Annotated in this window: 24 protein-coding genes and 1 pseudogene; 8 read left to right on the forward strand and 17 right to left on the reverse strand. The window is 69.9% G+C overall.

Annotation, left to right across the window (positions count from 1 at the left end; genetic code table 11):
- Positions 1–166: 166 nt before the first annotated feature.
- Positions 167–2,590, forward strand: a complete 2,424-nt coding sequence (locus ACSHXC_RS36790; protein ID WP_438297050.1) for an ATP-binding cassette domain-containing protein — start codon at positions 167–169, stop codon at positions 2,588–2,590.
- 11 nt (positions 2,591–2,601) lie between these two features.
- Here the strand turns inward: ACSHXC_RS36790 and ACSHXC_RS36795 are convergent, their stop codons facing one another.
- Entirely contained in the window at positions 2,602–2,766 is a 165-nt protein-coding gene (locus tag ACSHXC_RS36795) for a hypothetical protein (protein WP_189959797.1), read from the reverse strand.
- A gap of 24 nt (positions 2,767–2,790) precedes the next feature.
- Positions 2,791–3,810 (reverse strand): SDR family NAD(P)-dependent oxidoreductase, encoded by a 1,020-nt coding sequence (locus tag ACSHXC_RS36800; protein WP_438295670.1) that lies wholly within the window; start codon positions 3,808–3,810, stop codon positions 2,791–2,793.
- Between the two features lie 262 nt (positions 3,811–4,072).
- Between ACSHXC_RS36800 and ACSHXC_RS36805 the strand changes: the two genes are divergently transcribed.
- Complete coding sequence (locus ACSHXC_RS36805) at positions 4,073–5,320, forward strand: serine hydrolase domain-containing protein (protein WP_438295671.1); 1,248 nt, start codon at positions 4,073–4,075, stop codon at positions 5,318–5,320.
- 25 nt (positions 5,321–5,345) lie between these two features.
- Here the strand turns inward: ACSHXC_RS36805 and ACSHXC_RS36810 are convergent, their stop codons facing one another.
- The 3 genes from ACSHXC_RS36810 to ACSHXC_RS36820 form a co-directional block, all read right to left on the reverse strand.
- Positions 5,346–6,332, reverse strand: coding sequence for an SMP-30/gluconolactonase/LRE family protein (locus ACSHXC_RS36810; RefSeq protein ID WP_438295672.1), 987 nt, complete (start codon positions 6,330–6,332; stop codon positions 5,346–5,348).
- Between the two features lie 171 nt (positions 6,333–6,503).
- The gene (locus ACSHXC_RS36815; RefSeq protein ID WP_438295673.1) at positions 6,504–6,773 is read right to left on the reverse strand and encodes a GlsB/YeaQ/YmgE family stress response membrane protein; all 270 of its coding nucleotides are present in this window, start codon (positions 6,771–6,773) and stop codon (positions 6,504–6,506) included.
- 265 nt (positions 6,774–7,038) lie between these two features.
- Entirely contained in the window at positions 7,039–7,863 is an 825-nt protein-coding gene (locus ACSHXC_RS36820) for a polysaccharide lyase family 7 protein (RefSeq protein WP_438295674.1), read from the reverse strand.
- A 204-nt stretch (positions 7,864–8,067) separates the two neighbouring features.
- Between ACSHXC_RS36820 and ACSHXC_RS36825 the strand changes: the two genes are divergently transcribed.
- Positions 8,068–8,667 (forward strand): VanZ family protein, encoded by a 600-nt coding sequence (locus tag ACSHXC_RS36825; protein ID WP_438295675.1) that lies wholly within the window; start codon positions 8,068–8,070, stop codon positions 8,665–8,667.
- 72 nt (positions 8,668–8,739) lie between these two features.
- Here ACSHXC_RS36825 and ACSHXC_RS36830 read toward each other — a convergent pair whose 3' ends face one another.
- The 3 genes and pseudogenes from ACSHXC_RS36830 to ACSHXC_RS36840 form a co-directional block, all read right to left on the reverse strand.
- Positions 8,740–9,057, reverse strand: coding sequence for a hypothetical protein (locus tag ACSHXC_RS36830; RefSeq protein WP_438295676.1), 318 nt, complete (start codon positions 9,055–9,057; stop codon positions 8,740–8,742).
- Positions 9,058–9,141: 84 nt separating this feature from the next.
- Complete coding sequence (locus tag ACSHXC_RS36835) at positions 9,142–11,229, reverse strand: SpoIIE family protein phosphatase (RefSeq protein WP_438295677.1); 2,088 nt, start codon at positions 11,227–11,229, stop codon at positions 9,142–9,144.
- 166 nt (positions 11,230–11,395) lie between these two features.
- A pseudogene (locus ACSHXC_RS36840) lies at positions 11,396–11,778 on the reverse strand (helix-turn-helix transcriptional regulator).
- A 249-nt stretch (positions 11,779–12,027) separates the two neighbouring features.
- On the opposite strand from ACSHXC_RS36840, the gene ACSHXC_RS36845 reads away from it, so the two are divergent.
- Positions 12,028–12,912 carry an RNA polymerase sigma-70 factor gene (locus ACSHXC_RS36845; RefSeq protein ID WP_438295678.1) on the forward strand — a complete coding sequence of 295 codons (885 nt, stop codon included), beginning with the start codon at positions 12,028–12,030 and terminating at the stop codon, positions 12,910–12,912.
- Positions 12,913–12,914: 2 nt separating this feature from the next.
- On the forward strand, positions 12,915–13,355 hold the full coding sequence (locus ACSHXC_RS36850) for an SRPBCC family protein (RefSeq protein WP_438295679.1): 441 nt from the start codon (positions 12,915–12,917) through the stop codon (positions 13,353–13,355).
- 49 nt (positions 13,356–13,404) lie between these two features.
- Here the strand turns inward: ACSHXC_RS36850 and ACSHXC_RS36855 are convergent, their stop codons facing one another.
- Together ACSHXC_RS36855 and ACSHXC_RS36860 are read right to left on the reverse strand one after the other, a co-directional pair.
- Positions 13,405–13,995, reverse strand: coding sequence for a hypothetical protein (locus ACSHXC_RS36855; RefSeq protein ID WP_438295680.1), 591 nt, complete (start codon positions 13,993–13,995; stop codon positions 13,405–13,407).
- A gap of 31 nt (positions 13,996–14,026) precedes the next feature.
- Positions 14,027–14,152 (reverse strand): hypothetical protein, encoded by a 126-nt coding sequence (locus tag ACSHXC_RS36860; protein ID WP_438295681.1) that lies wholly within the window; start codon positions 14,150–14,152, stop codon positions 14,027–14,029.
- A 23-nt stretch (positions 14,153–14,175) separates the two neighbouring features.
- Between ACSHXC_RS36860 and ACSHXC_RS36865 the strand changes: the two genes are divergently transcribed.
- The gene (locus ACSHXC_RS36865) at positions 14,176–14,688 is read left to right on the forward strand and encodes a MauE/DoxX family redox-associated membrane protein (protein WP_438295682.1); all 513 of its coding nucleotides are present in this window, start codon (positions 14,176–14,178) and stop codon (positions 14,686–14,688) included.
- A 126-nt stretch (positions 14,689–14,814) separates the two neighbouring features.
- Positions 14,815–15,354: a TlpA family protein disulfide reductase gene (locus tag ACSHXC_RS36870; RefSeq protein ID WP_438295683.1), complete on the forward strand. Its 540-nt coding sequence runs from the start codon at positions 14,815–14,817 to the stop codon at positions 15,352–15,354.
- 157 nt (positions 15,355–15,511) lie between these two features.
- Here the strand turns inward: ACSHXC_RS36870 and ACSHXC_RS36875 are convergent, their stop codons facing one another.
- Both ACSHXC_RS36875 and ACSHXC_RS36880 read right to left on the reverse strand, forming a co-directional pair.
- Entirely contained in the window at positions 15,512–17,362 is a 1,851-nt protein-coding gene (locus tag ACSHXC_RS36875) for a M1 family aminopeptidase (RefSeq protein WP_438295684.1), read from the reverse strand.
- A gap of 287 nt (positions 17,363–17,649) precedes the next feature.
- A complete protein-coding gene (locus ACSHXC_RS36880; protein WP_438295685.1) occupies positions 17,650–19,332 on the reverse strand; it encodes an MFS transporter in 1,683 nt (560 codons plus the stop codon).
- A 27-nt stretch (positions 19,333–19,359) separates the two neighbouring features.
- On the opposite strand from ACSHXC_RS36880, the gene ACSHXC_RS36885 reads away from it, so the two are divergent.
- Positions 19,360–19,779 carry a winged helix-turn-helix transcriptional regulator gene (locus ACSHXC_RS36885; RefSeq protein WP_438295686.1) on the forward strand — a complete coding sequence of 140 codons (420 nt, stop codon included), beginning with the start codon at positions 19,360–19,362 and terminating at the stop codon, positions 19,777–19,779.
- 46 nt (positions 19,780–19,825) lie between these two features.
- Here the strand turns inward: ACSHXC_RS36885 and ACSHXC_RS36890 are convergent, their stop codons facing one another.
- From ACSHXC_RS36890 to ACSHXC_RS36910, 5 genes are all read right to left on the reverse strand, one after another.
- The gene (locus ACSHXC_RS36890; RefSeq protein WP_438295687.1) at positions 19,826–21,166 is read right to left on the reverse strand and encodes an NtaA/DmoA family FMN-dependent monooxygenase; all 1,341 of its coding nucleotides are present in this window, start codon (positions 21,164–21,166) and stop codon (positions 19,826–19,828) included.
- Positions 21,163–22,005, reverse strand: coding sequence for a creatininase family protein (locus tag ACSHXC_RS36895; protein WP_438295688.1), 843 nt, complete (start codon positions 22,003–22,005; stop codon positions 21,163–21,165). The genes ACSHXC_RS36890 and ACSHXC_RS36895 overlap by 4 nt, the downstream gene beginning before the upstream one ends.
- Positions 22,002–22,880, reverse strand: a complete 879-nt coding sequence (locus ACSHXC_RS36900) for a dihydroorotate dehydrogenase (protein ID WP_438295689.1) — start codon at positions 22,878–22,880, stop codon at positions 22,002–22,004. The genes ACSHXC_RS36895 and ACSHXC_RS36900 overlap by 4 nt, the downstream gene beginning before the upstream one ends.
- 90 nt (positions 22,881–22,970) lie before the next feature.
- The gene (locus ACSHXC_RS36905; RefSeq protein WP_438295690.1) at positions 22,971–23,522 is read right to left on the reverse strand and encodes a nucleoside 2-deoxyribosyltransferase; all 552 of its coding nucleotides are present in this window, start codon (positions 23,520–23,522) and stop codon (positions 22,971–22,973) included.
- 217 nt (positions 23,523–23,739) lie between these two features.
- Positions 23,740–24,267, reverse strand: a complete 528-nt coding sequence (locus tag ACSHXC_RS36910) for a flavin reductase family protein (RefSeq protein ID WP_438295691.1) — start codon at positions 24,265–24,267, stop codon at positions 23,740–23,742.
- Between the last annotated feature and the right edge of the window lie 169 nt (positions 24,268–24,436).

The following is a 24,436-nucleotide window of genomic DNA, read 5'->3' on the forward strand; positions in this document are numbered from 1 at the left end:
CACCGCCCCGGCCGGTACCGCGGATCACGTCGGACCATTGCCGCGGCCGCGGCCACGAAGTAGAACCGTACGTACCGCTCGCAGCTGCTCGCAGCGCCGGGCGGACCGAGTCGGGCGACACCGGCGGGGACCGCGCAGGCGGCCCCTCCCACAGATGGAGAACACGATAAGCATGGCCAAGAGGACGGACCCGCAGTCGCCCGCGCCGCACGCTGCCGACAGCCACGACCTGATCCGCGTGCACGGCGCCCGCGAGAACAACCTCAAGGACGTCAGCATCCAGATCCCGAAGCGCCGCCTCACGGTGTTCACCGGCGTCTCCGGATCGGGCAAGAGCTCGCTGGTGTTCAACACGATCGCCGCCGAGTCGCAGCGGCTGATCAACGAGACGTACAGCGCCTTCGTGCAGGGCTTCATGCCGAGCCTGGCGCGGCCCGAGGTCGACGTCCTCGACGGTCTGACCACCGTGATCACCGTCGACCAGCAGCGGATGGGCGCCGACCCGCGCTCCACCGTCGGCACCGCCACCGACGCCAACGCGATGCTGCGCATCCTCTTCAGCCGCCTCGGCAAGCCGCACATCGGCCCGCCCAGCGCGTACTCCTTCAACACCGCGTCGGTGAGGGCGAGCGGCGCGATCACCGTCGAGCGCGGCAACAAGACCAAGGCGCAGAAGGCCACCTTCAGCCGCACCGGCGGCATGTGCATCCGCTGCGAGGGCCGGGGCGCGGTCTCCGACATCGACCTCACCCAGCTGTACGACGACTCGAAGTCGCTCTCCGAGGGCGCGTTCACCATCCCCGGCTGGAAGTCGGACAGCCAGTGGACCGTGCAGGTCTACGCCCAGTCCGGCTTCGTCGACCCCGACAAGCCGATCCGCGAGTACACCAAGAAGGAGCTGCGGGACTTCCTCTACGGGGAGCCGGTCAAGGTGAAGGTCAACGGGGTGAACCTCACCTACGAAGGCCTCATCCACAAGATCCAGAAGTCGTTCCTGGCCAAGGACAAGGAGGCGATGCAGCCGCACATCCGGGCCTTCGTGGAGCGCGCCGTCACGTTCACCACCTGCCCCGAGTGCGACGGCACCCGGCTCAGCGAGGGCGCCCGGTCGTCGAAGATCGAGCGGATCAGCATCGCGGACGCCTGCGCGATGGAGATCCGCGACCTGGCGGAGTGGGTACGCGGTCTCAGGGAGCCTTCCCCAAGTTCTTCGAGCAGGGGATACCCCATGGTCGCGCCGCTGCTCACCGCGCTCCAACAGACCCTCGACTCGTTCGTCGAGATCGGCCTCGGCTACCTAGCGCTCGACCGGCCCGCGGGCACCCTGTCCGGCGGTGAGGCGCAGCGCGTCAAGATGATCCGCCACCTCGGGTCCTCGCTCACCGATGTCACCTACGTCTTCGACGAGCCCACCGCGGGCCTGCACCCGCACGACATCCAGCGGATGAACGAGCTGCTGCTCCGCCTGCGGGACAAGGGCAACACGGTCCTCGTCGTGGAGCACAAGCCCGAGATGATCGCCATCGCCGACCATGTCGTGGATCTCGGGCCCGGCGCCGGTGCGGCGGGCGGCGCGGTCTGCTTCGAGGGCACCGTGGAGGCGTTGCGGGCCGGTGACACCATCACCGGACGGCACCTGGACGACCGGACCACCGTCAAGGGGACGGTGCGCGAGTCCGGTCACGCGCTGAAGATCCGCGGCGCGACGGCGAACAACCTGCGCGACGTCGACATCGACATTCCGCTCGGTGTGCTGACGGTCGTCACCGGTGTCGCCGGCTCCGGCAAGAGCTCGCTCGTGCACGGTTCGATCCCGGCAGGTGAGGGTGTGATCTCGGTCGACCAGAGCCCGATCAAGGGCTCGCGGCGCAGCAACCCGGCGACATACACTGGACTGCTCGACCCGATCCGCAAGGCGTTCGCGAAGGTCAACGGCGTGAAGCCGGCGCTGTTCAGCGCCAACTCCGAGGGCGCCTGTCCCACCTGCAACGGCGCCGGCGTCATCTACACCGACCTCGGCATGATGGCGGGCACCGCCACCACCTGCGAGGACTGCGAGGGCAAGCGGTTCGACGCCTCCGTGCTCGACTACCACCTCGGCGGCCGCGACATCAGCGAGGTCCTCGGGATGTCGGTGACCGAGGCCGAGGAGTTCTTCGGCGCGGGTGAGGCACACACCCCGGCCGCACACCGCATCCTCGAACGGCTCGTGGACGTCGGGCTCGGCTACCTCACCATCGGCCAGCCGCTGACCACCCTGTCCGGTGGCGAGCGGCAGCGGCTCAAGCTGGCGACCCACATGGGCGACAAGGGCGGTGTGTACGTCCTGGACGAGCCGACCACGGGCCTGCACCTCGCCGACGTCGAGCAACTCCTCGGCCTGCTCGACCGGTTGGTGGACTCCGGAAAGTCCGTCATCGTCGTCGAGCACCATCAGGCGGTCATGGCCCACGCCGACTGGATCATCGACCTCGGCCCCGGCGCGGGCCACGACGGCGGCCGGATCGTCTTCGAAGGCACCCCGGCCGACCTGGTCGCCGCCCGCTCGACCCTGACGGGGGAGCATCTGGCGGCGTATGTGGGTGGGTGAGCCGAAGCCGGTTACGCCGCTTCGTCCTGGTGGTGCTCGACCACCAGGAAGGTGTCACTGTCGAGGTCCATCACGACCGTGGCCGCGCGGCCGTGCCTCCTGAGCTGAGCCGCATACTCCTCGGCCGGCCATGAACCGCGCGGACCACCGGCAGGAAAACGCCCAAGCACCGACATCCGGGCAACCTCCCCTTCGCACCCTCACCAGTAGGAAGCGCCTGCCCCCGAATCGTCGGAGCATGCCTCCTGTGCCCCTGATGCTTCCTGTGCGACGAGGCCCAGGTCCGGGTCGACGTCCGCCAACTCGCAACTGGTGTCCCATAGTTGGGCTGCGACGGCCGTGTCGGCGAGGTGGCTCCACAGTCGTTCGCATCGCGGTGTGCCGCGCAGGGCGAAGACTCGCGGCCCCCATAGTTGGCCGCCGGCAATCCGCGGATCGAGTACGGCTCTCACTGCGGGCCACGCCCCGGCGTGCTTGCCCTGGAGGATGAGGCCGGCGGGCAGCCCACGCAGTCGCCCGCCGGCGGTTCGCACATGCAGGGGTGGCCGCGAAGGGGTGAGTGAGTCCAGGGCGCCGCCGGGGTGGACCACCACACTGGTCACCGGACTGCCGGACGCACGCAGACGGCGGTCGAGTTCGAGGCCGAAGTGCATCTGGGCCAGCTTCGACCGTCCATAGGTGCGCTTGGGCCGGTAGTCCTGGGTGGATTGCAGGTCGTCCGGATCGAGCCGCTCGGACTTCGCCGCGAAGCTGCCCACCGTCACGATGCGGGCGGCCGGGGCGGCCGACAGCAGGGGTGCGAGCCATCGGGTCAGCGCGAGGTGCCCGAGGTGGTTGGTGGCGAACATCAGCTCGTGGCCGTCCCGGGTCTCGCGCCGCGGCGGATCGTCGAGCGCCACCCCCGCGTTGTGGACCACCGCGTCGAGACGGTCCAGCTCCAGCGCCTCCACGGAGGATCGCAGGGACGTCAACTCGGCCAGATCCAGGCGTACTTGACGGATCCGCGCACCAGGAACGCGGGATCGGATCGAGACCGCCGCGGCCTCGGCCTTCGCCGGGTTGCGGCTGCCGAGCACGACGGTGGCCCCGGTTCCGGCGAGCTGCTCCGCGACGAAGTATCCGATCCCCGCGTTTCCTCCTGTCACCAGGAAGTTCTTGCCCTCGGCGCGCGGCGGTCGACGCACGTCCCACGGTCGGGACTGGGATGCGGTGGGCCTCATGGACGCTCCTTGAGCCTGGATGGTCGGACGCGGGTGCTTCCCCGCAGCCGCAGGCCCCCAGCCTCACGTTCCCGGCCGACATCTCACCGACAGCTCGCCTATACGCAGCGACGTCCCGGGTGCGCCGAAACGCCGGACGGCCCGCGCTCGTAGGGGAGAAACCCGGCATACCTATACGATCTCGGCCGCACAGGGTGTCGCGAGTCCGGGCCCCTCCACGAGCCGCCGCGATGCAGCGGGATGCGGAAGGAACGCTCCAGTGATGAGAACAAGGCTCGCCCGTTCCATGACCACGCTCGTGGCCGCTGTCGCGGTGGTGGCCGGGAGCGCGGTCGGCGCGTCCGGCGAGCAGACGCGGACCGAGCCGGACATGGCCGGGGTGCGTGCCGCGCTGCTACGCGTGACGGAGGCCGGGGCGCCGGGCGCGTTCGCCGTGATCCGGGACCACCGGGCCCCAGGATCCGACCGGTCACTGACCGTCGGCGAGGCCGACCTGGACGGCACACCCATGAGCGCCGACGCACGCTTCCGGGTCGGCAGCAACACCAAGATGTTCACCTCGGTCATCGTGATGCGCCTCGCCGAACAGGGCCGCATCGACCTCGACAAGCCGCTGCGCGACTACCTGCCGTCCGGGACGCTGCCGGAGAACTGGCAGATCACCGCACGCCAGGTCCTGGAACACCGCGCCGGAGTGTACGACCACATCAACGATCTCCTTGAGCAGAGCGGCGAGGAAACCACCGCCGCTTTCGAGCAGCGCATCCGCAACACGGTGTACGAGCCCCGGGATCTCGTCGCCCTCTCGGTGCGGCACGGGCTGCAGTACCCGCCGGGGACGGCCTACGCGTACTCGAACACAGGCTTCGTCCTGCTGGCGCTGGCCGCCGAACACCTCACCGGGCGCGCCTACGCCGAATTGCTGCACCAGCAGATCTTCGAGCCGCTCGGGCTGCGCACCACGTCATTCACCGTGCCCGGCAAGCGCATCGCGGGGCGGCACATCACGGGCTACCTGACCCGTGACGACCGCCGAGAGCCGCTCCTCGATTCGACCGAGCAGACCGCGTCCTGGATCTGGAGCGCGGGAGGCATCGTCTCCTCCGCCCGCGACCTCGACCGCTTCCTGACCGCTCTGCTCGCCGGGAGCGCCGGAGGCCTTGTGTCCGACGACTCGCTGCGGCAGATGACCAGGGTGCTGCCCACGGGCACGCCGACGATCGCCTACGGGCTCGGGATCCGGCAGATCTCCCTGTCCTGCGGCAAGGTGCTGGGACACGGCGGCATCGTCCAGGGTTACCAGTCGCAGGCGTTCGCCATGCCGGGCGGGGAGCGCACGGTCGTCGTCTTCGCCAACGCCTCCAACAACGGTGCCGTGACGGAGGGGTTGATGAGCCTGCTGGAACCCGCGTTCTGCGGCAAGCCGCCGGCTGCTGCCCCGCGCCACTCGCAGGTCGGTGACGCGGGCCGCGCCCACGCGATCCCGGCTGTCGAGGACGCGCGTATCTGAGACACGTATCCGGGAGAGGACGCACCTACCCGCGAGGCGCGCCCACCTTGTCCGTCTGTCGGGCTCCCGGCTCGGCTCCCGCAGGGACCTCGTAGATCTTTCCGTCGACGCCGGACCGGTAGAGCTTGCCCGCGGAGAAGCCGCTGTCACCGTGTCCGTACGTGATCTGGGTGGACAGGTACAGGCCCGACTGCACGGAGCACAGCGTTCCCTGTTCGGCCCGCCAGATCTGGCCGGCCGCATGGGTGGCGATCAGCGGGCGGCCCCGGCTGTCGAGAGTGAGGCCGTCGGGGAGGCCGAGGGTGTCGGACAGGCCGGCGGGGATCCAGCGTTCGGGGTGCGCCGGGTCGTCGGCGGGGATGCGGTACAGCGCCGGGGCGGGGGTCGTCTGGATGACGTACACCTCGTTGCCCTGGGGGGAGACGGCGATGCCGTTCGGCATCAGGACGTGGGCCCATGCCGGGTCGACCCGGCCGTTGGGGGTGACGCGGCCGATGTTCCGGCCGCCCACGGTGGTGGTGTAGACGGTGCCGTCGGGCGCGAGGGCGACACCGTCGATGCCGCCGAGTCCTGAGGCGTATGTGCTGACCTTGCCGGAGTCCGGGTCCACCAGGAGGAGCTTCGAGACCGGGAAGAGGTCACCGGTGAGCGAATGACCGAGGTCGTTCCCCGTGCCGACGAGGAGCTGGCCGTCGTCGCGGACGACGATGCCGCCGTTGGCGCCGATGTTCCCGGTGAGGGCCACGGGGGTGCTGCCCGGCGCGTCGATGCGGTAGACGCGGCCCGTGAAGTAGGCGGTGGCGAACATGCGGCCCCGCTTGTCGACGATGATCGACTCGGCCCAGTCGGGCACTTGGGCGACCTGGACCGGTGGCGCGGCCGCGGTGGCCTCGCACGCGGGAGCCGCATGGGCGGGGGCCGGTGACAGCAGAGCCGCGGCGGCGGCCAGCGCGACCGCGAGCAGGGCGCGCGGCCCTCGTACCGCGGTGCGGGGCATGTTCGTCGACCTCATCAAGTCCCTTTCCTGCGCGGGCTGTTGGGCAACACTTCGGCTCCGGGATCTTCCGGCACTGTAAGAGTGTGCGTCAACAGGGGGGGCAGGGCGGGGGGAGTTCTGATGATTGGTTCGAGGGGCTGGTGATGTGTGGCTGGGGCGTGCTGTTCCGGGATGGGCGGGGAGACCTCAGTGGCGGCTTCGGTTGCCGATGAGGAGGCGGTAGAGGATGAGCACGATGACGGAGCCGACGATGGCGGCGATCCACGTCGAGAGGTGGAAGAAGCCGTTGATGGAGTGGACGTGGAAGACGACCTTCCCGAGCCACCCCCCGAGGAGCCCGCCCACGATGCCGATGAGCATGGTGACGAGGCAGCCGCCCGGGTCCCTGCCGGGCATGATGGCCTTGGCGATGGCGCCGGCGAGAAGGCCGATGAGGATCCAGGCAATGATGCTCATGGTGAGTTCCATCCCAAGGTCGGGGTGACCGCGCCGACGCGGGCGCGGTGCGAGAGGCGGGCTGTTCCGGGTGGCCGGGGGCCCTGTCTGGAAGAGTGCCCCGGTCAGGAATCGCCATGCCCGGCGTATCGGCCATTGGGGGACCGTCGGGAGTGCGTGAGGAGCGGTCGCGCCCGCTGAGCGGCGCTGCTCCGGCCGGTGCGCCCGCCCCGACGCCCGTGTGCGCACTGCTCACGTTCACATGGATGGACCGGTGCCCGCCTGCTCAGCTGTGCGCGACGGTGAGCTTGTAGAAGGCGACGCGGGCGCCCTTGGTCGTGCTGCTGGAGGACGACTGGTTGTACGAGCCCGCCTTGAAGTACTGCTGGTAGCTGTTGAAGGAGGACGGGATCGCGTAGTGGGTGGTGCTTCCGTCGACCGTCAGGTCGATGGTGTGGCCCCCGGAAACACCGATCGTGTAACTCCACGTCTTGCCCACCGGAACATGGCCCACGGCGTGTGTCGTCTGCCCGCCCGAAGGCGAGTTCTCCGTGCCCAGGACGATGTCACCGTCGGCGCGGTAGTAGAGCTCCACCAGCGGCTTCGTGGACGGTCCGCCCGTGCCGAGGTGGATCTGGCCGACACAGACGTTGGACGTCACCGACACCACGCGCAGTGTCGCGTTCAGTCGGTGGGTTCCGTCGAGCGACCAGTTCGCGGCGCTGCCGTCGCGGTTCGTCTCGCGCAGTTCGGAGCGGGCGTAATGGGAGTTCGGTGTGGTGACACCCTTTTCCGGTGCCCAGAACGTCATCGCGCCGTCGTGCGCGTCGCTGTAGAAGTACGCGTCCTGGAAGCCGTTGGCACCCTGGAGCCGGGACGACGGGATCGTGGTCGGCGACCCGGGCGAGCCGACTGGCTCCTGGAGTTCCCACACCGACAGGTCGAAGGTGCCGCCGGGCGCGACCGACGCATTGGTGACACTGCTGCCGCTCCGGGCCGCAACCCCCTTGATGTCAGGGGGAGTTGATGATGCGGGGGTCACGAAGGCCAGGGTGCCGAGGGCGGCGGCAGCTGTGGCGAAGGGGAGGAGCAGCAGGGGGCGTATGCGCATCAGGGGACCTTCTCGTGGGGGTGTTGGTGACTCGACGGCCGGTGGGTGCGCGGACCTCTCCGTCTCGCGTTCTGTATGGTGAACATCATGCTCGGATATGAACGGAGAAACCGTAGGGCCCTGGCGTGGGCGCGTCAATAGAGGCGCGTCAATCGACCCGAGGGCCGCTGTCCGGTGAACGGCGGAGGGGGTACTCGGGGTGACATGGCATCAGGACCCCGGCTCCAGCGGTGTACCTGGCGAGCGGCGGTGGCCCGTGCGGCCGTGCCGATCGCGGGGTTCATCTGCATGGTGGCCTTCGCGGTGGTACTGGCCCGGGCCACCCTCGTCCCGTCCCCCGCGTCCGTCCGGCTGACGCACACCAACCTGCACCCGGGCGACTCGATACGCGCCTATCTCGCACAGCCCGACTGGCGGGACGCGGTGAAGCAGGTCGGCGGCAACGTCCTGCCCGGCATGCCTTTCGGGGTGCTGCTGCCGGTGCTGTTTCCCCGGACGCGCGGTCTCGTACGCGTGGTCCTGGCGACCGCCTTCGTGATGTTCACCGTCGAGACTGCCCAGGGTCTGCTGGTCACGGGCCGCGCCTTCGACATCGACGACGTCATCCTCAACTCGCTCGATTCCTTTGCCGGTTACCTGCTCCTGGGCCGCCGGCTCGGCCGCGCCCTGCACCCCCGGCGCCACCATTGGTGGCAACGCCGACCGGCCGGCTCCGAGGCCTCCGCCGAGAGCCCTCCCGGCCCGGGCGGGTCGAAGCCGCGCCTGCCCGGGATTCTGCGGGCGGTGCGGAGGCCGGCCCGGTGAGCGCGGACCGGCCGCGGGGCTGTACGGGCTTCCGGGTGCCCCCCATGGGCAGGCGTACTCACTGCGTACCGCTCACTCCGTGGTGATCCCGGTGATGACCGCGTCGCCCAGCGGGGCCTCGTCCTGCGCGTAGCCCGCCGTGCGCAGTGCGGCGGCGACTGTCCGGCGGGCCTCCCGCTCGGCGGCCTCGGTGTCGTCGGCCTCGACTTCGAGGCGGATGCTGAAGGCTGACGATCCGCTGTAGAAGGTGAGCATCTCCAGATGTTCCGCCTGTCCGGCGCGGGTGCCGCGCGGGTCGGCGGGGCGCAGCGCGCGTTCGAGGGTCTCGGTGGTCGCCTCGGTGCGCTCCGCGAGAAGGGTTCCGGGGATCGTTACGACATAGGTGGTCATAGAGCTACGGGGTGCTCAGCGGGCTCCCTTCGTACACCCCGGCGTACAGCGAACGGGGTGCGGCACTGCGTGAGCGGGCCGCCCTCAGGCCGGGCGGCGGGACGGGGTGACCTGGGCGATGAGCAGGGCGATGTCGTCGTGGCCCTGCGGCGGGGGCAGCGCGGCGAGGAGGCGGTCGCAGGTCGCCTCCAGGGGCAGGCGGTGGTGGGTGAGCGCGTCGAGCAGGGCGCGCAGCCGGTCGTCGATGGGCTGGTCGCGGGTTTCGACGAGGCCGTCGGTGTACAGGACGAGCCGGTCGCCGGGCGCGCAGTCCACCGTGGTGGCCTGGAAGGGGACGCCGCCGACGCCGAGCGGCGCACCGGTGGGGAGTTGCAGAAAGCGGGGGGCCCGGCCCGGGCGGTCCCAGATGGGTGGCAGGTGGCCCGCGAGGGCGATGCGGCAGTGCGTGCGGTGCGGGTCGTAGACGGCGTAGACGCAGGTGGCGGTCGTCTCGTCCAGCTCGGCGGTGATGCGGTCGAGGTGGCGCAGGACATCGGCGGGGTCGAGGTCGAGGCCGGCCAGAGTACGGGTGGCGGTGCGCAACTGGCCCATCGTGGCAGCCGCGTTGATGCCGTGGCCCATCACGTCACCGACGACGAGCGCGGTCTTGTCGCCTGCCACCGGGATGGCGTCGAACCAGTCGCCGCCGGCCTCGCCGAGGGCCGCCGCGGGCTGGTAGCGGTAGGCGACGTCGAGCCCCGTGGGCTGGGGCGGCTGGCGTGGCAGGAGGTGGCGCTGGAGCGAGAGGGCGGCGTGACGCTGCTGTTGGTACCAGCGTGCGTTGTCGATGGAGACGGCGGCCCGGGTGGCGAGTTCGAGAGCCAGGACGGCGTCGTCGTGGGTGAAGGGCTGCGGGTTGCGGGCCCGTTTGAGGTCGAGGGCGCCGAGGACCTCACCGCGCGCGATCAGCGGGACCGCCAGGTAGGAGTGCAGGCCCGCGCGGTCGAGGAGGGCGGCGGCCTCGTCGTCACGGGCGATGTTCGCCAGATCCCCCGGGCCGACATGGCTGACCAGCACGGGCCGGGCCGTGGTGACACACCGGGTGACCAGGCGTTCCGCGTTGTACTTCGCGATGTTGCCCGGCGGATCGGCGGCCCGCAGGGCGTCGGTGGGATAGGCGGCCGCGACGGCCAGGGCGCGGATGGACACGCGTCCCGTCGAAGGATCCTTGGCGGCGCCGTGGCCTTCCAGGACGGAGTCGAGGAGGTCGACGGCCGCGATGTCGGCGAAGTCGGCCACCACGAGGTCGGCCAGCTCGTGGGCGGTGCGGTTCAGGTCGAGGGTGGTGCCCACGCGCACCGACGCGCGCGCGATGAGGTCGAGGCGCCTGCGGGCCTCGGCGGCCTCGTTCGCCGCGTGGTACTGCTCGCTGACATCCACGACCGACGCCGCGACGCCGAGGACCCGGCCGGCCGGGTCCTCCAGGCGGTAGTACGACACGTTCCAGGCGTGCTCGGCCGCATCGCCGAGGGTCCGGCCGATGGCCGTCTGGTCGAGCAGCGGCACGCCCGTCTCCAGGACCCGGCGCATCGCGGACTCGATGTGCGCGGTGTCCAGGAACGGCAGGGCGTCATGGACCGTACGCCCCATGTGGTCGGCGGACGCGACCCCGTTGATCCGTGCCAGCGCCGGGTTGACCAGGACGTAGCGCAGCTCGGTGTCCAGCACCGCCAGGCCGATCGGCGACTGCGACACGAGGCGCACCGAAAGGGCCAGGTCGCGCTCGACGGAGCGCAGCGTCGGCTCGTCGGTGGCGATCCCCAGCGCGTACAGGCCGCCGTGCTCGTCCTGGAGCCGCATGTTGCGGAACTCCACCATCCGCGTGCGGCCGTCCTTGTGCCGGATCGGGAAGACGCCCGCCCATGCCCCGCCGCCGCTCATCACCCGGGCGAACAGGTCGAGGACCTGCGGTCGGTGCTCCTCGGAGACCAGGAGCTTCGCCGCGGAATGGCCGAGGGCCTCCTGTGCGTCCCAGCCGAACAGCTCGTGGGCCTGCGGGCTCCACAGGGCGATCCGGCCGGTCTCGTCCAGGACGATGGCGGCAACCCCCAGCACGTCGAGAAGGCCGCCCGGCTCGGAGGCGGCGACGCGCAGGGGACCGAGCCGCTCCCCGAATACCTCGGATGCGTTCATCGTCGGCCCTTCGTCCGCCCGCCCGGCGCGTCACACCTGTCTCAGCGCCTTCACCATCTTCCCCCGGCGCACGGAGATCGGCAGAGCAGATACCGGAAGAGGACCAGGTCGCACACGCTGAGTGACCTCGGGCGCCGGGGTGGGGCTGCCTGAGGCGGGCGGACGGTCAGCGCGACCGTTCGGCCCGCGTCTCCCGATCCTGTGGAGGCGCCGTCCGCAGCTCCTGTGGCCGGGGCTGTCCGCGCTGCTCGTCGTGCTGGGCCAGGATCGCGAGGAGGGTGGCCACGGTCAGCCCGGCCTCGGCGGGGTGCCTCAGCGGCGTGCCCGGTTCGATGCGGTACGTGTTGGAGCGCCCGTGCCGGGTGTGCGAGAGGTATCCGGCCGCTTCCAGCTCGGCGATGATCCGCTGGACGGCGCGCTCGGTGAGCCGGCAGTGCGCGGCGATGTCGCGTATGCGCGTCGAGGGGTCGTCGGCGATCGCGGCCAACACGCGGGCGCGTGATTGGTGAGGAACGTCCAGCCTGTATGTGGTTCAGGTACGGCACCCATCGCTTCAGCGTAGGACGAGGCATTCGCGCAAACAATCAGGCGAAACACATGTCATGAATCTTCTGTCGTGTCTCGGTCGGCAGCGGCGGGACTCGTCATTGTGAAGCGAATCACATCGGCGCGGTGTCACGTTTCGCCGGGGCGGAGTGTCTCGATGGGCATGCGTGGACAGATGGGCAGGCATGAGCAGTCGAGAGAGGTCTGGTGGGATGCCGGGGTATGCATGCGTGTCGGCGGAGGAGGCGGGCCGTGACTGAGGACGCCTTCAGCGAGCACCGCCCGCTGCTGTTCACCATCGCCTACGAGATGCTGGGCAGCGCCGCGGATGCCGAGGACGTGCTCCAGGAGAGCTATCTGCGGTGGAGCGCGGTGGATCCGGCCGAGATCGAGCACCCGCGCGCCTACCTGGTGCGCGTCGTGACCCGGCAGTCCCTCAACCATCTGCGTGCGGTCAAGGCGCGGCGCGAGGAGTACATCGGCACCTGGCTGCCCGAGCCGATCCGTACCGGACCCGCGGTGAGCGAGGACGCGATCCTGGCCGAGTCGGTGTCGATGGCCCTGATGCTCGTCCTGGAGACCCTGAACCCGACCGAGCGTGCGGTGTTCGTGCTGCACGACGTGTTCGGCTACAGCCACGGCGAGATCGCCGCCTCGGTGGGCAAAACCGAGGTGACGGTCCGTCAAATCGCCCACCGTGCACGGAAGCACGTCCACGCGCGCCGCCGCCGCTTCGAGCCCGACTCCGCAGCCACCCGCGAGATCGTCCAGCGGTTCCTGCTCGCGACGTCGACCGGTGAGATCCAGGCGCTGATGGATCTCATGGCGCCCGACGTCGTCCAGATCGCCGACGGCGGCGGGAAGGTGACCGCCGCACGCCGCCCGATCACCGGCAGCGAGGAGGTCGCCCGGTTCGTCCTCGGCGTGGCCCGCACCAGCATCACGCCCGACACCCGGATCGAGCCCGCCACGTACAACGGCATGCCCGCGGCACGGTTCCTCACCGACGGCGAACTCGACTGGCTGGTCGCCTTCGAGATCCACGACGGACGGATCACCGGCCTCTACGCCATGCGCAACCCCGACAAGCTGCACCGTGACGACGCGGTGCGCCTACTCGACAGAGGAGTGCACTGACGGTGGAAACCATGACGGTCGAGCGCGTCATCGACGCCCCCATCGACGATGTCTTCGCGTGGCTCACCACGACCACCAACTACGAGCGCTCGCCCCTGGTGCTGCGCTGCCGGCTGACCCGGCGGGGCGAGTCCACGCCCTACGGCGTGGGCGCGGTGCGCAGCCACCTCTGGGCGATCGGCTGGCTCAGGGAGCGCATCACCCGCTACGAGGCGCCGTACACCACCGAGTACGTCGTCGAGCGGAGTGTGCCGCCGTCGCGGCACGAGTTCGGCAGCATGACGTTCAGCGAGGTCGACGGCGGCACCCGGGTCGTGTGGACCACCCGCGCCGAGATGAAGCTGCCGGTGCTCGGCCCCGTGCTGACCCGGGTCTTCGCACGGCCGATGGTCACCCGTTCCTTCGCCAGCATCCTGGACGCGGCCGACGCCGCACTGACCTGACAGCCGTATGCGAAGCGGAACATGACGAGGCGTCAGCGGCCCACGTAAATCAGCGCGCCGGATCGAGATGCGGCCGAACGGGCCCGCGCTTGCGGGCGGCCGGTCGAGTGACCACCACACCGAGCAGGGCCGACCGGGGTACGTAGCCGAAGTGACGGGAGTCCTGGGTGCGGGCCGCGTCGCCCCGGACGACCAGCGACCCGGGCGGCACCAGTGAGCCGTCCGGGGCCCCGACGACGGCGCGGACCTCGGGCGGCACGGGGTCACCGGGCACCGCCGAGACCCGCTCGACCTCGACGACGAGCCGTCGGTGTACCAACTCGTCCAGATACGCGGCCAGTTGGAGCAGGACGGCGGAAAGCGCGCCGAGCGAGGCCGTGGCGACGGCGAGCACGACGGCATGCCGCACATCGGCGTGCGCACCGCGGCCCAGCTCGTCGAAGAGCAGCTTGGCGAGCCAGGCGGTGGCGGCCGGTGTCACCCCGACTGCCACGGTCACGGCGAACAGCAGCGAGGCGCCGACCGGCGCGCCCCGGAACTGGAGGGCGACCGCCGTCCACGCGGCGCGGGCCCGCAGCCGGTTCCCCGGCGAAGCCGCCTCCGGGGAACCGGCCGGTGGGCCGGAGTGCGTCATCAGCACGCGTCGAGTGCGGGACGCGAGTGGGGCGAGCTCAGCACCTGCCGTCCTTCACACAAGGGCCGTTGCAGCTGTAGACGTGGCGGACATGGTTGGAGCACTTGCAGAAGCTGCCGTGCTCGGGGACGCAGGCACCGGCCCGGTCCTCCTTCAGCAGCATCCCGAGAAGTCCTCGTCGGCATCGTGTTCGTGGCCTCCGCCGTCGGAAAGGCGCGCGGCGCCGAGGCCTTCCGCGGCTTCGAGGACTCCGCCCGGTCCATGGGCGTTCCGGCCCGCCTGAGCCGCTCCGTGGCAGTGGCCGTGATCGCCGGGGAGTGCGCCGCGGTGGTCCTGCTCGCCCTGTCGCCCGTGCCCGGCTTCGTCCTGACCCTGCTCCTGCTCGCCGCGTTCACCACCGGAATCGTCCGTACGCCGCGCAGCGGAACCAAGGCCTCCTGTGCCTGCTTCGGCGCCTCGACCACCCCGATCGGCCGCCGCCACCTGGTCCGGAACACCGCACTGCTCGCCCTCGCCGCGCTCGGCCTGGCGGCGGGTCTCGCCGGGACACCGACCCCGGCCGAGGCGGCGGGCATCCTCATCGCGGCGTTCGGCGCGCTGGTGGGCGCGCTGCTCGTGATCTTCACGGACGAGCTGGGCGTGCTGTTCGACGACGGTACGACGCGCACCTCGGGGCGGGTCCGCAGATCCACGCCCTGACGTCAACAGCCTTGACTCGCGCCGTAGTTGGGCTGCCCTGGGCACACATCCCAGTCGGCCCCGCACCCTTCCCACTGAAGGCGGAGACCCCGCCGCACGCTGACACGAGACCCCGGAGAGTCACCCATGCCCTTCCGCGTCGCCGCCGTCGCCCTCATCGCCGTCGCCTGTCTGCTGAACCTGCTGCTCACCTTCGGCGTCATCCGCAGACTCCGCGCCCAGGCCGAGCAGAAGGCGGACTCGGTGGCGGAAGGCCTGATCATCCTGGCGGGCTCCGTGGCCCCGCCCTTCTCGGTGGTCACCACCGCGGGCGAAAGGGTCACGCGGGAGAGCCTCGGCGAGACCATGCTCGGCTTCTTCTCGCCCGACTGCCGGGCTTGCAAGGAGCGGCCGCCGCTCTTCGTCGAGCAGGCCCGCACGACCGCACGCGAGACCGGCCGCAGCGTCCTCGCCGTGGTGCACGGCACCGAGGAGGAGGCCCGCGAGCAGGTGGCGGCCCTGTCCGAGGTCGCACACGTCGTGGTCGAGCCCGGCGACGGGCCGCTCGGCGAAGCCTTCGCCATCACCGGATACCCGGTCTTCGGCCTGATCACCAGGGATGGCACGCTCGCCGCGACCGCCTTCGACCCGGCCCGCCTTCCGGCGCCCTCGAAGACGGCGGTCTGACCAGGGGGGAGGGCAGCATGCGGACCGCCACACAACTCCGGCCCGTCTCGCAGCCGTTGCTCGACATATTCGCGGCTTTCGACCCGGCCTGAAAGCAGCTTCGCCGCGGACGACGGGTGGTGCAGGACGTCCTCCGCGGCGAACCGGCGCCTGTGTGTCAGCCGTCGATGCGGTGCTGGGTCCAGAACGACGTCAGGTCCGTGGAGGTGGCTGCCTGGGCCGCCGCCTTGAACTCGGCCGTCGTCGAGACGCCGTACCAGTGTGAAGTGGCGTAATCCTTCAGCAACTTGGCCATCACGCTGTCACCGAGGACGCGTCGCAGGTCGTGCAGTGCGCACTTCCCGTAGCCGTAGACGACGGTCGAGTACCGGGAGGAGTGGGCGTCCCAGTACGCCATCGAGTTGGTGATCTTCTCGGCGGACGAGGCCCATGAGACGCTGTTCCAGCAGTTGGTGCCGGTCTTGTTCTGGGCGAGGTCGGTGGAGTAGTCGGCGAACGCCTCGTCGAGCCAGGGGCTGTTGTACTCGTCGTCGCCGACGATGCCGTACCACCACTGGTGCCCGATCTCGTGGGTGAGCGCCGTGGTGGAGACCAGGTCGAGGACGAAGCCGGGGTACTCCATGCCGCCGAACCAGTAGTTGTTGTCGATCACCGCGTCCAGCTCGCCGTACGGGTAGGCCCCGAACCGGGCCGCGTGCGTGTCCACGGCGGACTTGGCGGTGGCCAGCATCGACTGGGCGTCGGAGGAGCTGATGCCCGAGACCGAGTAGATGTTGATGGCGGTGCCGGCGGGCGAGGTGCCGGAGATCTTGCTGAACGGGCCGGCCGCCCAGGCGAAGTCGCGGACCTTGGTGGCGGTGGCCGTGGTGACGGTGCGTCCGCTGGAGCCGGGTGTGTCGACCGAGGTGCCGGTGGCCGGGACCAGCAGGCCGGTGGGGTGGTCGAGGGTCACCTTGAAGTCGGCGGCCAGCGAGTAGAACGACTCGCCGTTGTTGGTGTACGGGTCCAGGTGCCAGCCCGCCGCGTCGCGGATGGCCAGGACAGGCAGGGCGTTGCCTATGTTGTTGAACGCCCCGTCGGCGCCGAACCGGTCGGCGCCGTCGGGCACGCTGATGCCCAGGTCGAAGCCGATCGTGGCGCTCTGCCCCTGGGGCAGCGGCGTCGGAAGGTCGACCTTGAGTGCCGTGCAGTCGACCGAGAGGTCGCCCGCTGTGCCGCCGGTGACGTTGCTGACCGTGATCGGCATCGCCGAGCAGGTGCCGTGGTAGTTGTCCCACAGCCTCAGATACACCTCGCTGAGCGCGGTGGGCGAGGCGTTGGTGAAGGTCGCACTCTCGTGCCCGGTCCAGCCGTTGCCGCTCGCGTTGCTGGTCAGACTGACGTTGTACGAGGGTGCGGCAGGCGTACGGGTGGAGTCGGCGGGCGGGGTCGAGCCGCCGGAGGTGTCGAGGGCGATGTCGTCGATGACGAAGCTCGTCTGGAGGCTGTAGTCCTCCGTGCCGGTGAAGGCGACGTTGACGGTCTGCCCCGCGAAGCCCGACACGTCGAACGACTTCCGCACGTACCCCGTGTTCTTGTCGAGGTTCGAGTACGTGGCCAGCGTCGTTCCGCCGATCTTCGCCGTCAGCTTGTCGTACGCGGTCGACGTGGTCGTCTCGGCGGTGTCGATGTGCAGCCAGAACGAGAGGGTGGCGGTGCTGCATCCCGAGGGGATCGTGACGCTCTGGGAGAGTGTGTCGGTGTGTGTGCTGCCCACACCGTTCAGCCAGGCGAAGTGGGTGCCGCCGTGGGCGCTCTCACCGGTGCGATTGGTGATCACACTTGTCGACGACTGGGTCCAGGGTGAAGTACCGCTCTCGAACCCGCCGTTGGCGACCACCTGGGCCGGTGTGCAGGCGTCGGCGCGCGGGGCCTGGGCCGACGCCGGGGTGGCGGGAAGGGATACGGCAGCCAGCGCGGCGGCGGCACATGCGGCCGCCGCGAGGGACTTGTGGGGGGTGGGTCTCACACGGAACTCCTTTGAGGCGGCCGGGATTACGGCCTGCTCGGTGGCCGCCCGGCCCGGCCTGGGTGCGCCGGAGGACGACCGCGGACGGTGCGCGGCACGTGCACGATCACTGAGGTGGGACGTGTGCTGCCGTCTTCCTGGGGTCAGGGCGATGGCTGGGGGAAGCTTGGCAGGTCTGATCGGAGCATGCCAAGAGAAGTGCTGGACGTGTTTGTGGCAGAAGAGGAAGGGCGCGTACCGGCTCCGATTCCCGGGCCGGCACGCGTCCTTCAATCCAGTGGCACCCCCTACGGCGCCGTGTGCACCTCCTTCTCCGAGTCCTCCTCGGCCACCTCCGTCGCGCGCGGCCGCAGCATCGTCGCCGCCAGCACGGCCGTGGCCACCAGCACGGCCGCGGCCACCCCTGCGACCGTGGTGAAGCCCTGGTCGTAGGCGCGGCGGGCCGCTGTGGTGAGGTGCGTGGCGGTGGTGGCGGGGAGCTGCTTCAGGACGTCCTCCGCCGAGGCGAACGACTCCTGGGCGGTGCTCTGTTGTCCCGGGCTCAGCCCGGGGACCTCGGACAGCGAGGTGCGGTAGGTCGCCGCCAGGGCGGTGCCGAGGACGGCGACGCCGAGCCCGGCGCCGAGCTCGAAGGACGTCTCCTGGATCGCGGCGGCCTCGCCGGAGCGCTCGGGGTCGGCCGCGGCCATGATGGAGTCCGCGCCCAGCGTCATCACGACCCCCGCGCCGAGCCCGGCGGCGATGAGCGGCAGTACGAGCCCGGTGTAGTGCGAGGTGTCCCCGGTCAGCGCCAGGGCCAGCGCCGCCGCCGCGAACAGGCCGAGCGAACCGGTCAGCGCCCAGCGGTTGCCCCAGCGGGCCGAGGCCCAGGGCGCGGTCGTGGCACCCACCGCGTTCGCGGCGGCCAGCGGCATGAGGGCGAGCCCCGCCCGCACCGGTGAGAACCCGCCGACCTGCTGGAACCACTGGGTGAGGAAGAACAGCAGCGCCACATAGCTTCCGAAGCAGCCGATCACGCAGAGCGTCGCGGTGGAGAAGCGGCGATCGGCGAAGAGCGAGAAGTCCAACAGCGGTTCCGCAAGCCGCCGTTGACGGCGTACGAAGAGAAAGAGCAGCAGCGCTCCGCCGGCCGCGGCGGCCAGGATGAGCGGGTCGACGCCCACGCGCTCTCCGGCCTGCTTCAGCGCGTACACGACCCCCGCGAGCCCGGTGATCGACAGGGCGACGCTCGCCATGTCCCAGTGGCGCGGGGAGGGGTTGCGGGATTCGGGCACCACACGGGCGCCCACGAGGAGGATGACGAGCACGATCGGCACGTTGACCAGGAAGACCGCGCCCCAGCCCCAGCGTTCGGTGATCAGGCCGCCGAGCAGCGGGCCGAGGGTCGCCCCGACGCTGTGGGCCGAGGTCCAGATGCCGATCGCGATGGCGCGTTCCCGGTCGTCGGTGAACACGACGCGGATGATGGCCACGGTCGACGCCATGATCATCGCGGCCCCGATGCCCAAGGCGACACGGGCGGCGATCAGTTGGGGCGTGGAGTGGGAGAACGCGGCGGCCGCCGACGCGAGCCCGAACACGGCGAAGCCGCTGAGCACCATGCGTTTGCGCCCGATGCGGTCGCCGAGGGTGCCGCAGGTGACGAGCAGCGAGGCGAGGGTGAGCGAGTAGATGTCGACGATCCACAGGAGTTGGACGCCGCTGGGATGCAGGTCGAGGGACATGCTCGGCACAGCCGCGTGCAGCACGGTCAGGTCGATCCCGCACAGCAGCAGGCTGGTGGAGACCACCGCGAGGACCAGCCATTTGCGGCGCTGCGCGGCGGCATCCGGTTCGCCCGGAATCTTTGCGGGGGCATCGCTATTCGTCATGTTCGCACTATCGTGGGATACAAATGCAGGGCACAAGTACGCACTTGAATGTGACGTAGTATCAAGATGTATACCAAGTTTCAGGATGTATACCGTCAAGGTGTATACCGTGGTGGAGGTGGAGTCGTGCGCGACGGTTCGGAACGTACGGAAAGTACGCCGGAATATTGCGCGATCGAGAGTGCCATGGAGGTCCTGGGCGGCCGGTGGAAACTGGCCATTCTGAAGGAGCTCCTGGCCGGGACCAGGCGGTTCAGCGAGCTCAAGCGTGCCCTGCCCCGGATCACCCAGCGGATGCTGACCCGCCAGCTGCGCGAAATGGAGACCGACGGTCTGGTCATAAGGACCGTTTACCGGGAGGTACCGCCGAAGGTCGAGTATTCGCTCACCGAGATCGGCCGCAGCCTGGACGAAATCGCGGAACAACTCGACACCTGGGGGCGCTGGTACCGGACGGTGCGGGCCGTCGAAACGGACGCGGACCGCGAATTCCCGGTGGCCGATTCTGGTGATGCGGACGCAGAACTCCCCGTCGTACGGGCCTAGCCACCCCGCACGGCCGATGAGTCATGCGGGGTGCCCGTACCACCGCTCAGAACTCCAGCAGGTTCTGCCGGAGCGTGTTGCCCGGTGTGTACGCGGAGCGGGTCAGACCGCGTCGTTGCAGCGCCGGGACGAGACCGTCCGTGACTTCGGCGATGTAGCGGCGGTTCAGGCGGAGCAGCGGTGTCGTGATCATGAACCCGTCGCCGCCGACCTCCTCCATCACCTCACCCATCCGCTCGGCCACCTGATCGGGCGTACCGACCAGGTCGACGGAGGAGACGAGCCCGCCCGCCGCGTCGATGACCAGCTCGCGCAGGGTCTTCCCGCTGCCCCACTGCTGGAGCTGGTCGAGCGACCCCTGCTCGCCGTTGGTCTCAAGGCGGCGCGGCAGTGGCTCGTCCAGATCGAACTGCGCGAAGTCGATCTCGGTGAGCGCCGACGTCTGGGCCAGGATGTCCTGGATGAATTGCGGTGAGGACACCATCCGGGCCTGCTTGTCCCGGGCGTCCTGTTCCGTCTCGCCCAGGACGGGAGTGACACAGAACAGCGTCTTGATGGTGTCCGGATCGCGCCCCTGGTCCTTGGCGTGGGCCCGCACGTCCTCGCGGAACTGCTTCATGCCCTCCACACCGTTGGCGATGGCGATGATCGAGTCCGCGTTGCGGGCCGCGAAGGCCCGGCCCCGGGGAGAGGCACCCGCCTGCACAAAGGCCGGCCTGTGCTGCGGCGAGGGCACCGTGTTCAAGGGGCCGCGCACCTGGAAGTACTTGCCCTTGAAGTGGATGGGCCGCACCTTGGTGTGATCCGCGTACACACCCTTCCCGCGGTCGAGGACGACGGCGTCCGCGTCCCAGGACGCGAAGAGCTGCTTGACGACGTCGACGTACTCATCCGCCATCTCGTACCGGACATCGCGCGCCGGCAGCTTGTCGAGACCGAAGTTCTGCGCGGCCAGGTCTTCCGCGCTGGTGACGATGTTCCAGCCGAAGCGGCCGCCCAGCATGCTGTCCAGGGTCGAGGAGAGCCGGGCCGTCATGAACGGCGGGTACGCGAGCGTGGAAAGGGTGGCCACGATGCCCAGTTGAGAGGTCGCCACCCCCATGGCCACCGCCAGCGGAACGGGGTCGTGCTTGGGCACCACCATCGCCTGCTTGAGAGCCGCCTCGGCGGAGCCGCCGTACGACTCCGGAACCATCAGCTTGTCCTCGACGATGACGTAGTCGAAGCAGGCGCGCTCCAGCGCCTGGGCCACCTCGGTGTGGAACTTCCCGTCCCACGGCGACCCACCCGTCCCGAACGGGCCCTGCCAGTCGTCGGGGGTGAAGTTGAAGATGAAGGCGAGATGGAACTTGCCCGCCGACCGGTCCTCAGGTGTGGTGCTGGTCATGCGCGTCGTCCCTTCGGTGCGGGTGAGGCCGGGGCGGTCGCGTCGGACGGCGTACGGCCGCGTCGGTCCGGGCGGGTGCGGGCGAGCAGCAGGCCCTCGCCCTGCCGGACCATGGCGAGCGCCTCGTCGGTCACCTGCCGGAAGAGCTTCTCGCCGAGCTCCGCGCTGGAGCCCGAGGTGGACGACAGGATCCCGTTGTTGGAGATCTGCTCCACGTCGATGGGGTGCAGATACACCCCGCTGCGCGGTGGGCTGTCGTGCTCGGGCCGCTCCTCGGTCACCAGCTCCGGGCGCAGGTGCAGCATCAGGCTGGTCTCGGTCACGCCCGCGTGCTCCGCGTGCCAGCCGGGGAAGCCGGGCACCTCGGCGGCGGTCCACGATTCCTGGACGAGGCTCCACCAGCTGAAGGCGTACACCTCGCGGCCGTCCAGGAGCCCGCGAGCACGCACTTGGTCGAGCGCCTCGAAGAGGAAGGGCTCGTTCTCGAAGTGGCCGTTCACGATGATCAGCCGCTCGAAGGGCAGCGCGACCAGCGATTCCAGTACGTCCCGTACGTAGTGGATGAGGGTGTCGCCACCCACGTACAGCGTGCCGGGGAAGGAGAGCCCGCCGCCGCTCTGCGGGAGCGAGCGGGCCGCGATCTGGTGAAGGGGCAGGGTGAGTCCGTCGAGCCCGGCGGCGATCTCGGCCGCGAACGCCTCGGCGAGGTCCGAGTCGACGCTGAGCGGGAGGTGCGGGCCATGCTGTTCGGTGGCGCCGATCGGCCAGACCAGGGTCCTGCCCTGGACGGATCGGTTCACTTCGGCGCTGGTCAGGGCGGAGTACGCGGCGTGGGTCACCGGACCGCTCCCGCCGCCGCGCCGGCCGGGCGCCCGAGGGTGGCACCGGTCTCGGTCACGATCCGGTCGAGCGTCTCGTACATGTCGGTGTGCAGTGCCGTGTAGACCTGGGCCACGTCCGCGCCCACGCTCAGATAGTCGGCGACGTCCCGGCCGGAGCTCACGCCGCCGCAGCCGAGGACGGGCAGATCGAAGCCGCGCCGGCGCAGTTGCCAGATGGCGGCGAGGACCAAGGGTTTGATGGCGGGGCCCGAGTAGCCGAAGACGCCGCCGAGTTCGAGGTCGCCGGTCTCGGAGGACACGGCGGCGCCGGAGATGGTGTCGCTGACCGTGACGGCGTCCGCGCCACCCGCGACGGCCGCGTGCACCCGGTCCACCAGGCCCTCACCGATGGCGAGTTTGACCGAGATCGGCAGCGTGGTGCGGGCCCGGGTGGCCGCGGTGTACGCGTGGACCCGGTCGGGGGTGTCCTCCTCGCCGCCGGGTTCCTCGTTGATGCAGGAGATGCCGAGCTCAAGGGCCGGGCAGCCGGTGGCCGCCACGCGGGCGGCGAGCTCACCGAGCTCGGCCGGGGTGTCGGCGTGCACGGAGGCGATGACGGGCAACCGCTCGTCCGCGAACGACGTGAGGACCGCCAGCCAGTGCTCGACCGACCTCTTGGAGTACGTGGTGCTGTTCAGCATGCCCGAAGGCAACCGTAAGATCCGCTCGTCGAGGCCCTGGGGCGGACTGGGGTGGATCGTCTTGGTGACGACGGCCCCCGCGCCGGTCGCGAGGAGCTTGCGGATGTTGCGTTCCTGGTCGGTGAGCAGGCCGGAGCCGACCACGACCGGATTCTTGAGCGTGAGTCCCAATATGCGTACGCCGTCGGACAATTGATGTCTCCGTGGTGAGGCGGTGCGGGATGCGCGGCCGACCGGGCACGGGCCGGGTGACGGCCGGGCAGGGGAGTGCGAGGAGTGTCGTCAGACGCCCGCGGCGACGGCCGAACCGAGGGCCTCGCGCTGGACTTCGGTCGCGGCGAGAACGGCGTCGACAAGGAGCCCGGGCTTCTCGTTGAACTCGTCGAAGTCGATGACCTGCACCGAGCCCACCCGGTGCAGCCCCTTGAGCAGATGGCTGGCCGAGTCCACGAACGGCTGCTTGGTCACCAGGACGATGGGACGGCCGAGCGCCGTGGCCCACCCCAGCTCCACGTGCGTCCCGTCGGTGCGGCGCAGGGTGAGGTCGGGAAGGACCGGAAGCACGGGGACGAACACGTCGCACTTGCGCATCCACCGGAAGTCGCGCACCGAGACCTGCTCGGGGGTGAACTGCGCGGTGTCCTCGCCGAACTTCTCTGCCACATGGGCGGAGAACACGTTGCCGCCGTTCTCGCGGACGGTGCCGATGGCCGTGGTGATCGCGGACTGGAGGTCGCCCGCGAAGCCGTTCGCCAGGATGGCGTGCTGGATCGGGCCGCCCACGAACACGTCGAGGCCGGTGAGCAGGCCCGACCGATCAGAGGTGATTGCCATGTGAATTCTCCTGACAGAAAATTAACGTCGAATTGATAGAGGAGTGGCATCGCCGGGAGTCGGCACGTCATCGAGTACGTGCCGACAGAAGGAAAATGCCTGAGTGGGATCGGGCCCTTTTGGGTGGCTGAATTCGGGAGCTCTGGCGAGAAAGCGATGGTGCGCTTCCGGGGTGCGGATCGCTTCACCCGCCCGAATGTGAGCAGGCTCTCCGGGGTTATGCCGGGCCGGGCACGCTCTCGCCGAGCGATGCATACCGGCCACGGTGATACAGCAGTGGCTTCCGGCTCTCGTCCGTGTCCAGGGCGAGTACGCGGGCGGCGACAACAAAATGGTCGCCCGCGTCGAACTCCGCGTCGATGGCGCACTCGAACCAGGAGCACGCGCCGTCGAGCCTGGGGGACCCGCCGGGTGGGCAACTCCAGCCCACGCTCGCGTACTTGTCGCCGCCGCGACGGGCAAAACGCCTGCTCAGAGAGGTCTGATCCGCCGCGAGGACGTTGACGCAGAAGCGGCCCGCGGCCTTGATGTGCGGCCATGTCGTGGACGTACGGCCGACGGAGACGAGAACCCGTGGTGGGTCGAGGGAGAGGGAGGAGAAGGCCTGGCAGGTGAATCCGACGGGGCCCTTCGGGCCCATGGCGCTGATGACGGTCAGGCCGGTACAGAAGCTGCCGACCGCGGACCGGAACGAATCGGTGGTGACGTGGTCCTGAACTGCGATGGATGTGCTGTCGCCATGCAAGGGAAGTTCCTCACGGTAGAGCGGCGGATCCGATCGGCCCGTTGTTCCGTGAGCTTTCTCGGAGATAAAAGTCTGCACTACATGGCGAGTTGGGACAAGGGACCTTTGAATCGTGAACGGGATGTTGCAATGGTCTGGGTAATTTGAATGATTCGGACGCGTTTGCGGC

This window comes from Streptomyces sp. HUAS TT7, from assembly GCF_051550175.1.
GTDB lineage: Bacteria > Actinomycetota > Actinomycetes > Streptomycetales > Streptomycetaceae > Streptomyces.

What these genes read in the sequence shown, in the direction of transcription:
- ACSHXC_RS36795 (WP_189959797.1), bottom strand. Translation starts at nt 2,766, where the DNA reads ATGTCGGTGCTTGGGCGTTTTCCTGCCGGTGGTCCGCGCGGTTCATGG.
- ACSHXC_RS36800 (WP_438295670.1), bottom strand. Translation starts at nt 3,810, where the DNA reads ATGAGGCCCACCGCATCCCAGTCCCGACCGTGGGACGTGCGTCGACCG.
- ACSHXC_RS36805 (WP_438295671.1), top strand. Translation starts at nt 4,073, where the DNA reads ATGAGAACAAGGCTCGCCCGTTCCATGACCACGCTCGTGGCCGCTGTC.
- ACSHXC_RS36810 (WP_438295672.1), bottom strand. Translation starts at nt 6,332, where the DNA reads ATGAGGTCGACGAACATGCCCCGCACCGCGGTACGAGGGCCGCGCGCC.
- ACSHXC_RS36815 (WP_438295673.1), bottom strand. Translation starts at nt 6,773, where the DNA reads ATGAGCATCATTGCCTGGATCCTCATCGGCCTTCTCGCCGGCGCCATC.
- ACSHXC_RS36820 (WP_438295674.1), bottom strand. Translation starts at nt 7,863, where the DNA reads ATGCGCATACGCCCCCTGCTGCTCCTCCCCTTCGCCACAGCTGCCGCC.
- ACSHXC_RS36825 (WP_438295675.1), top strand. Translation starts at nt 8,068, where the DNA reads ATGGCATCAGGACCCCGGCTCCAGCGGTGTACCTGGCGAGCGGCGGTG.
- ACSHXC_RS36830 (WP_438295676.1), bottom strand. Translation starts at nt 9,057, where the DNA reads ATGACCACCTATGTCGTAACGATCCCCGGAACCCTTCTCGCGGAGCGC.
- ACSHXC_RS36835 (WP_438295677.1), bottom strand. Translation starts at nt 11,229, where the DNA reads ATGAACGCATCCGAGGTATTCGGGGAGCGGCTCGGTCCCCTGCGCGTC.
- ACSHXC_RS36860 (WP_438295681.1), bottom strand. Translation starts at nt 14,152, where the DNA reads ATGCTGCTGAAGGAGGACCGGGCCGGTGCCTGCGTCCCCGAGCACGGC.
- ACSHXC_RS36870 (WP_438295683.1), top strand. Translation starts at nt 14,815, where the DNA reads ATGCCCTTCCGCGTCGCCGCCGTCGCCCTCATCGCCGTCGCCTGTCTG.
- ACSHXC_RS36890 (WP_438295687.1), bottom strand. Translation starts at nt 21,166, where the DNA reads ATGACCAGCACCACACCTGAGGACCGGTCGGCGGGCAAGTTCCATCTC.
- ACSHXC_RS36905 (WP_438295690.1), bottom strand. Translation starts at nt 23,522, where the DNA reads ATGGCAATCACCTCTGATCGGTCGGGCCTGCTCACCGGCCTCGACGTG.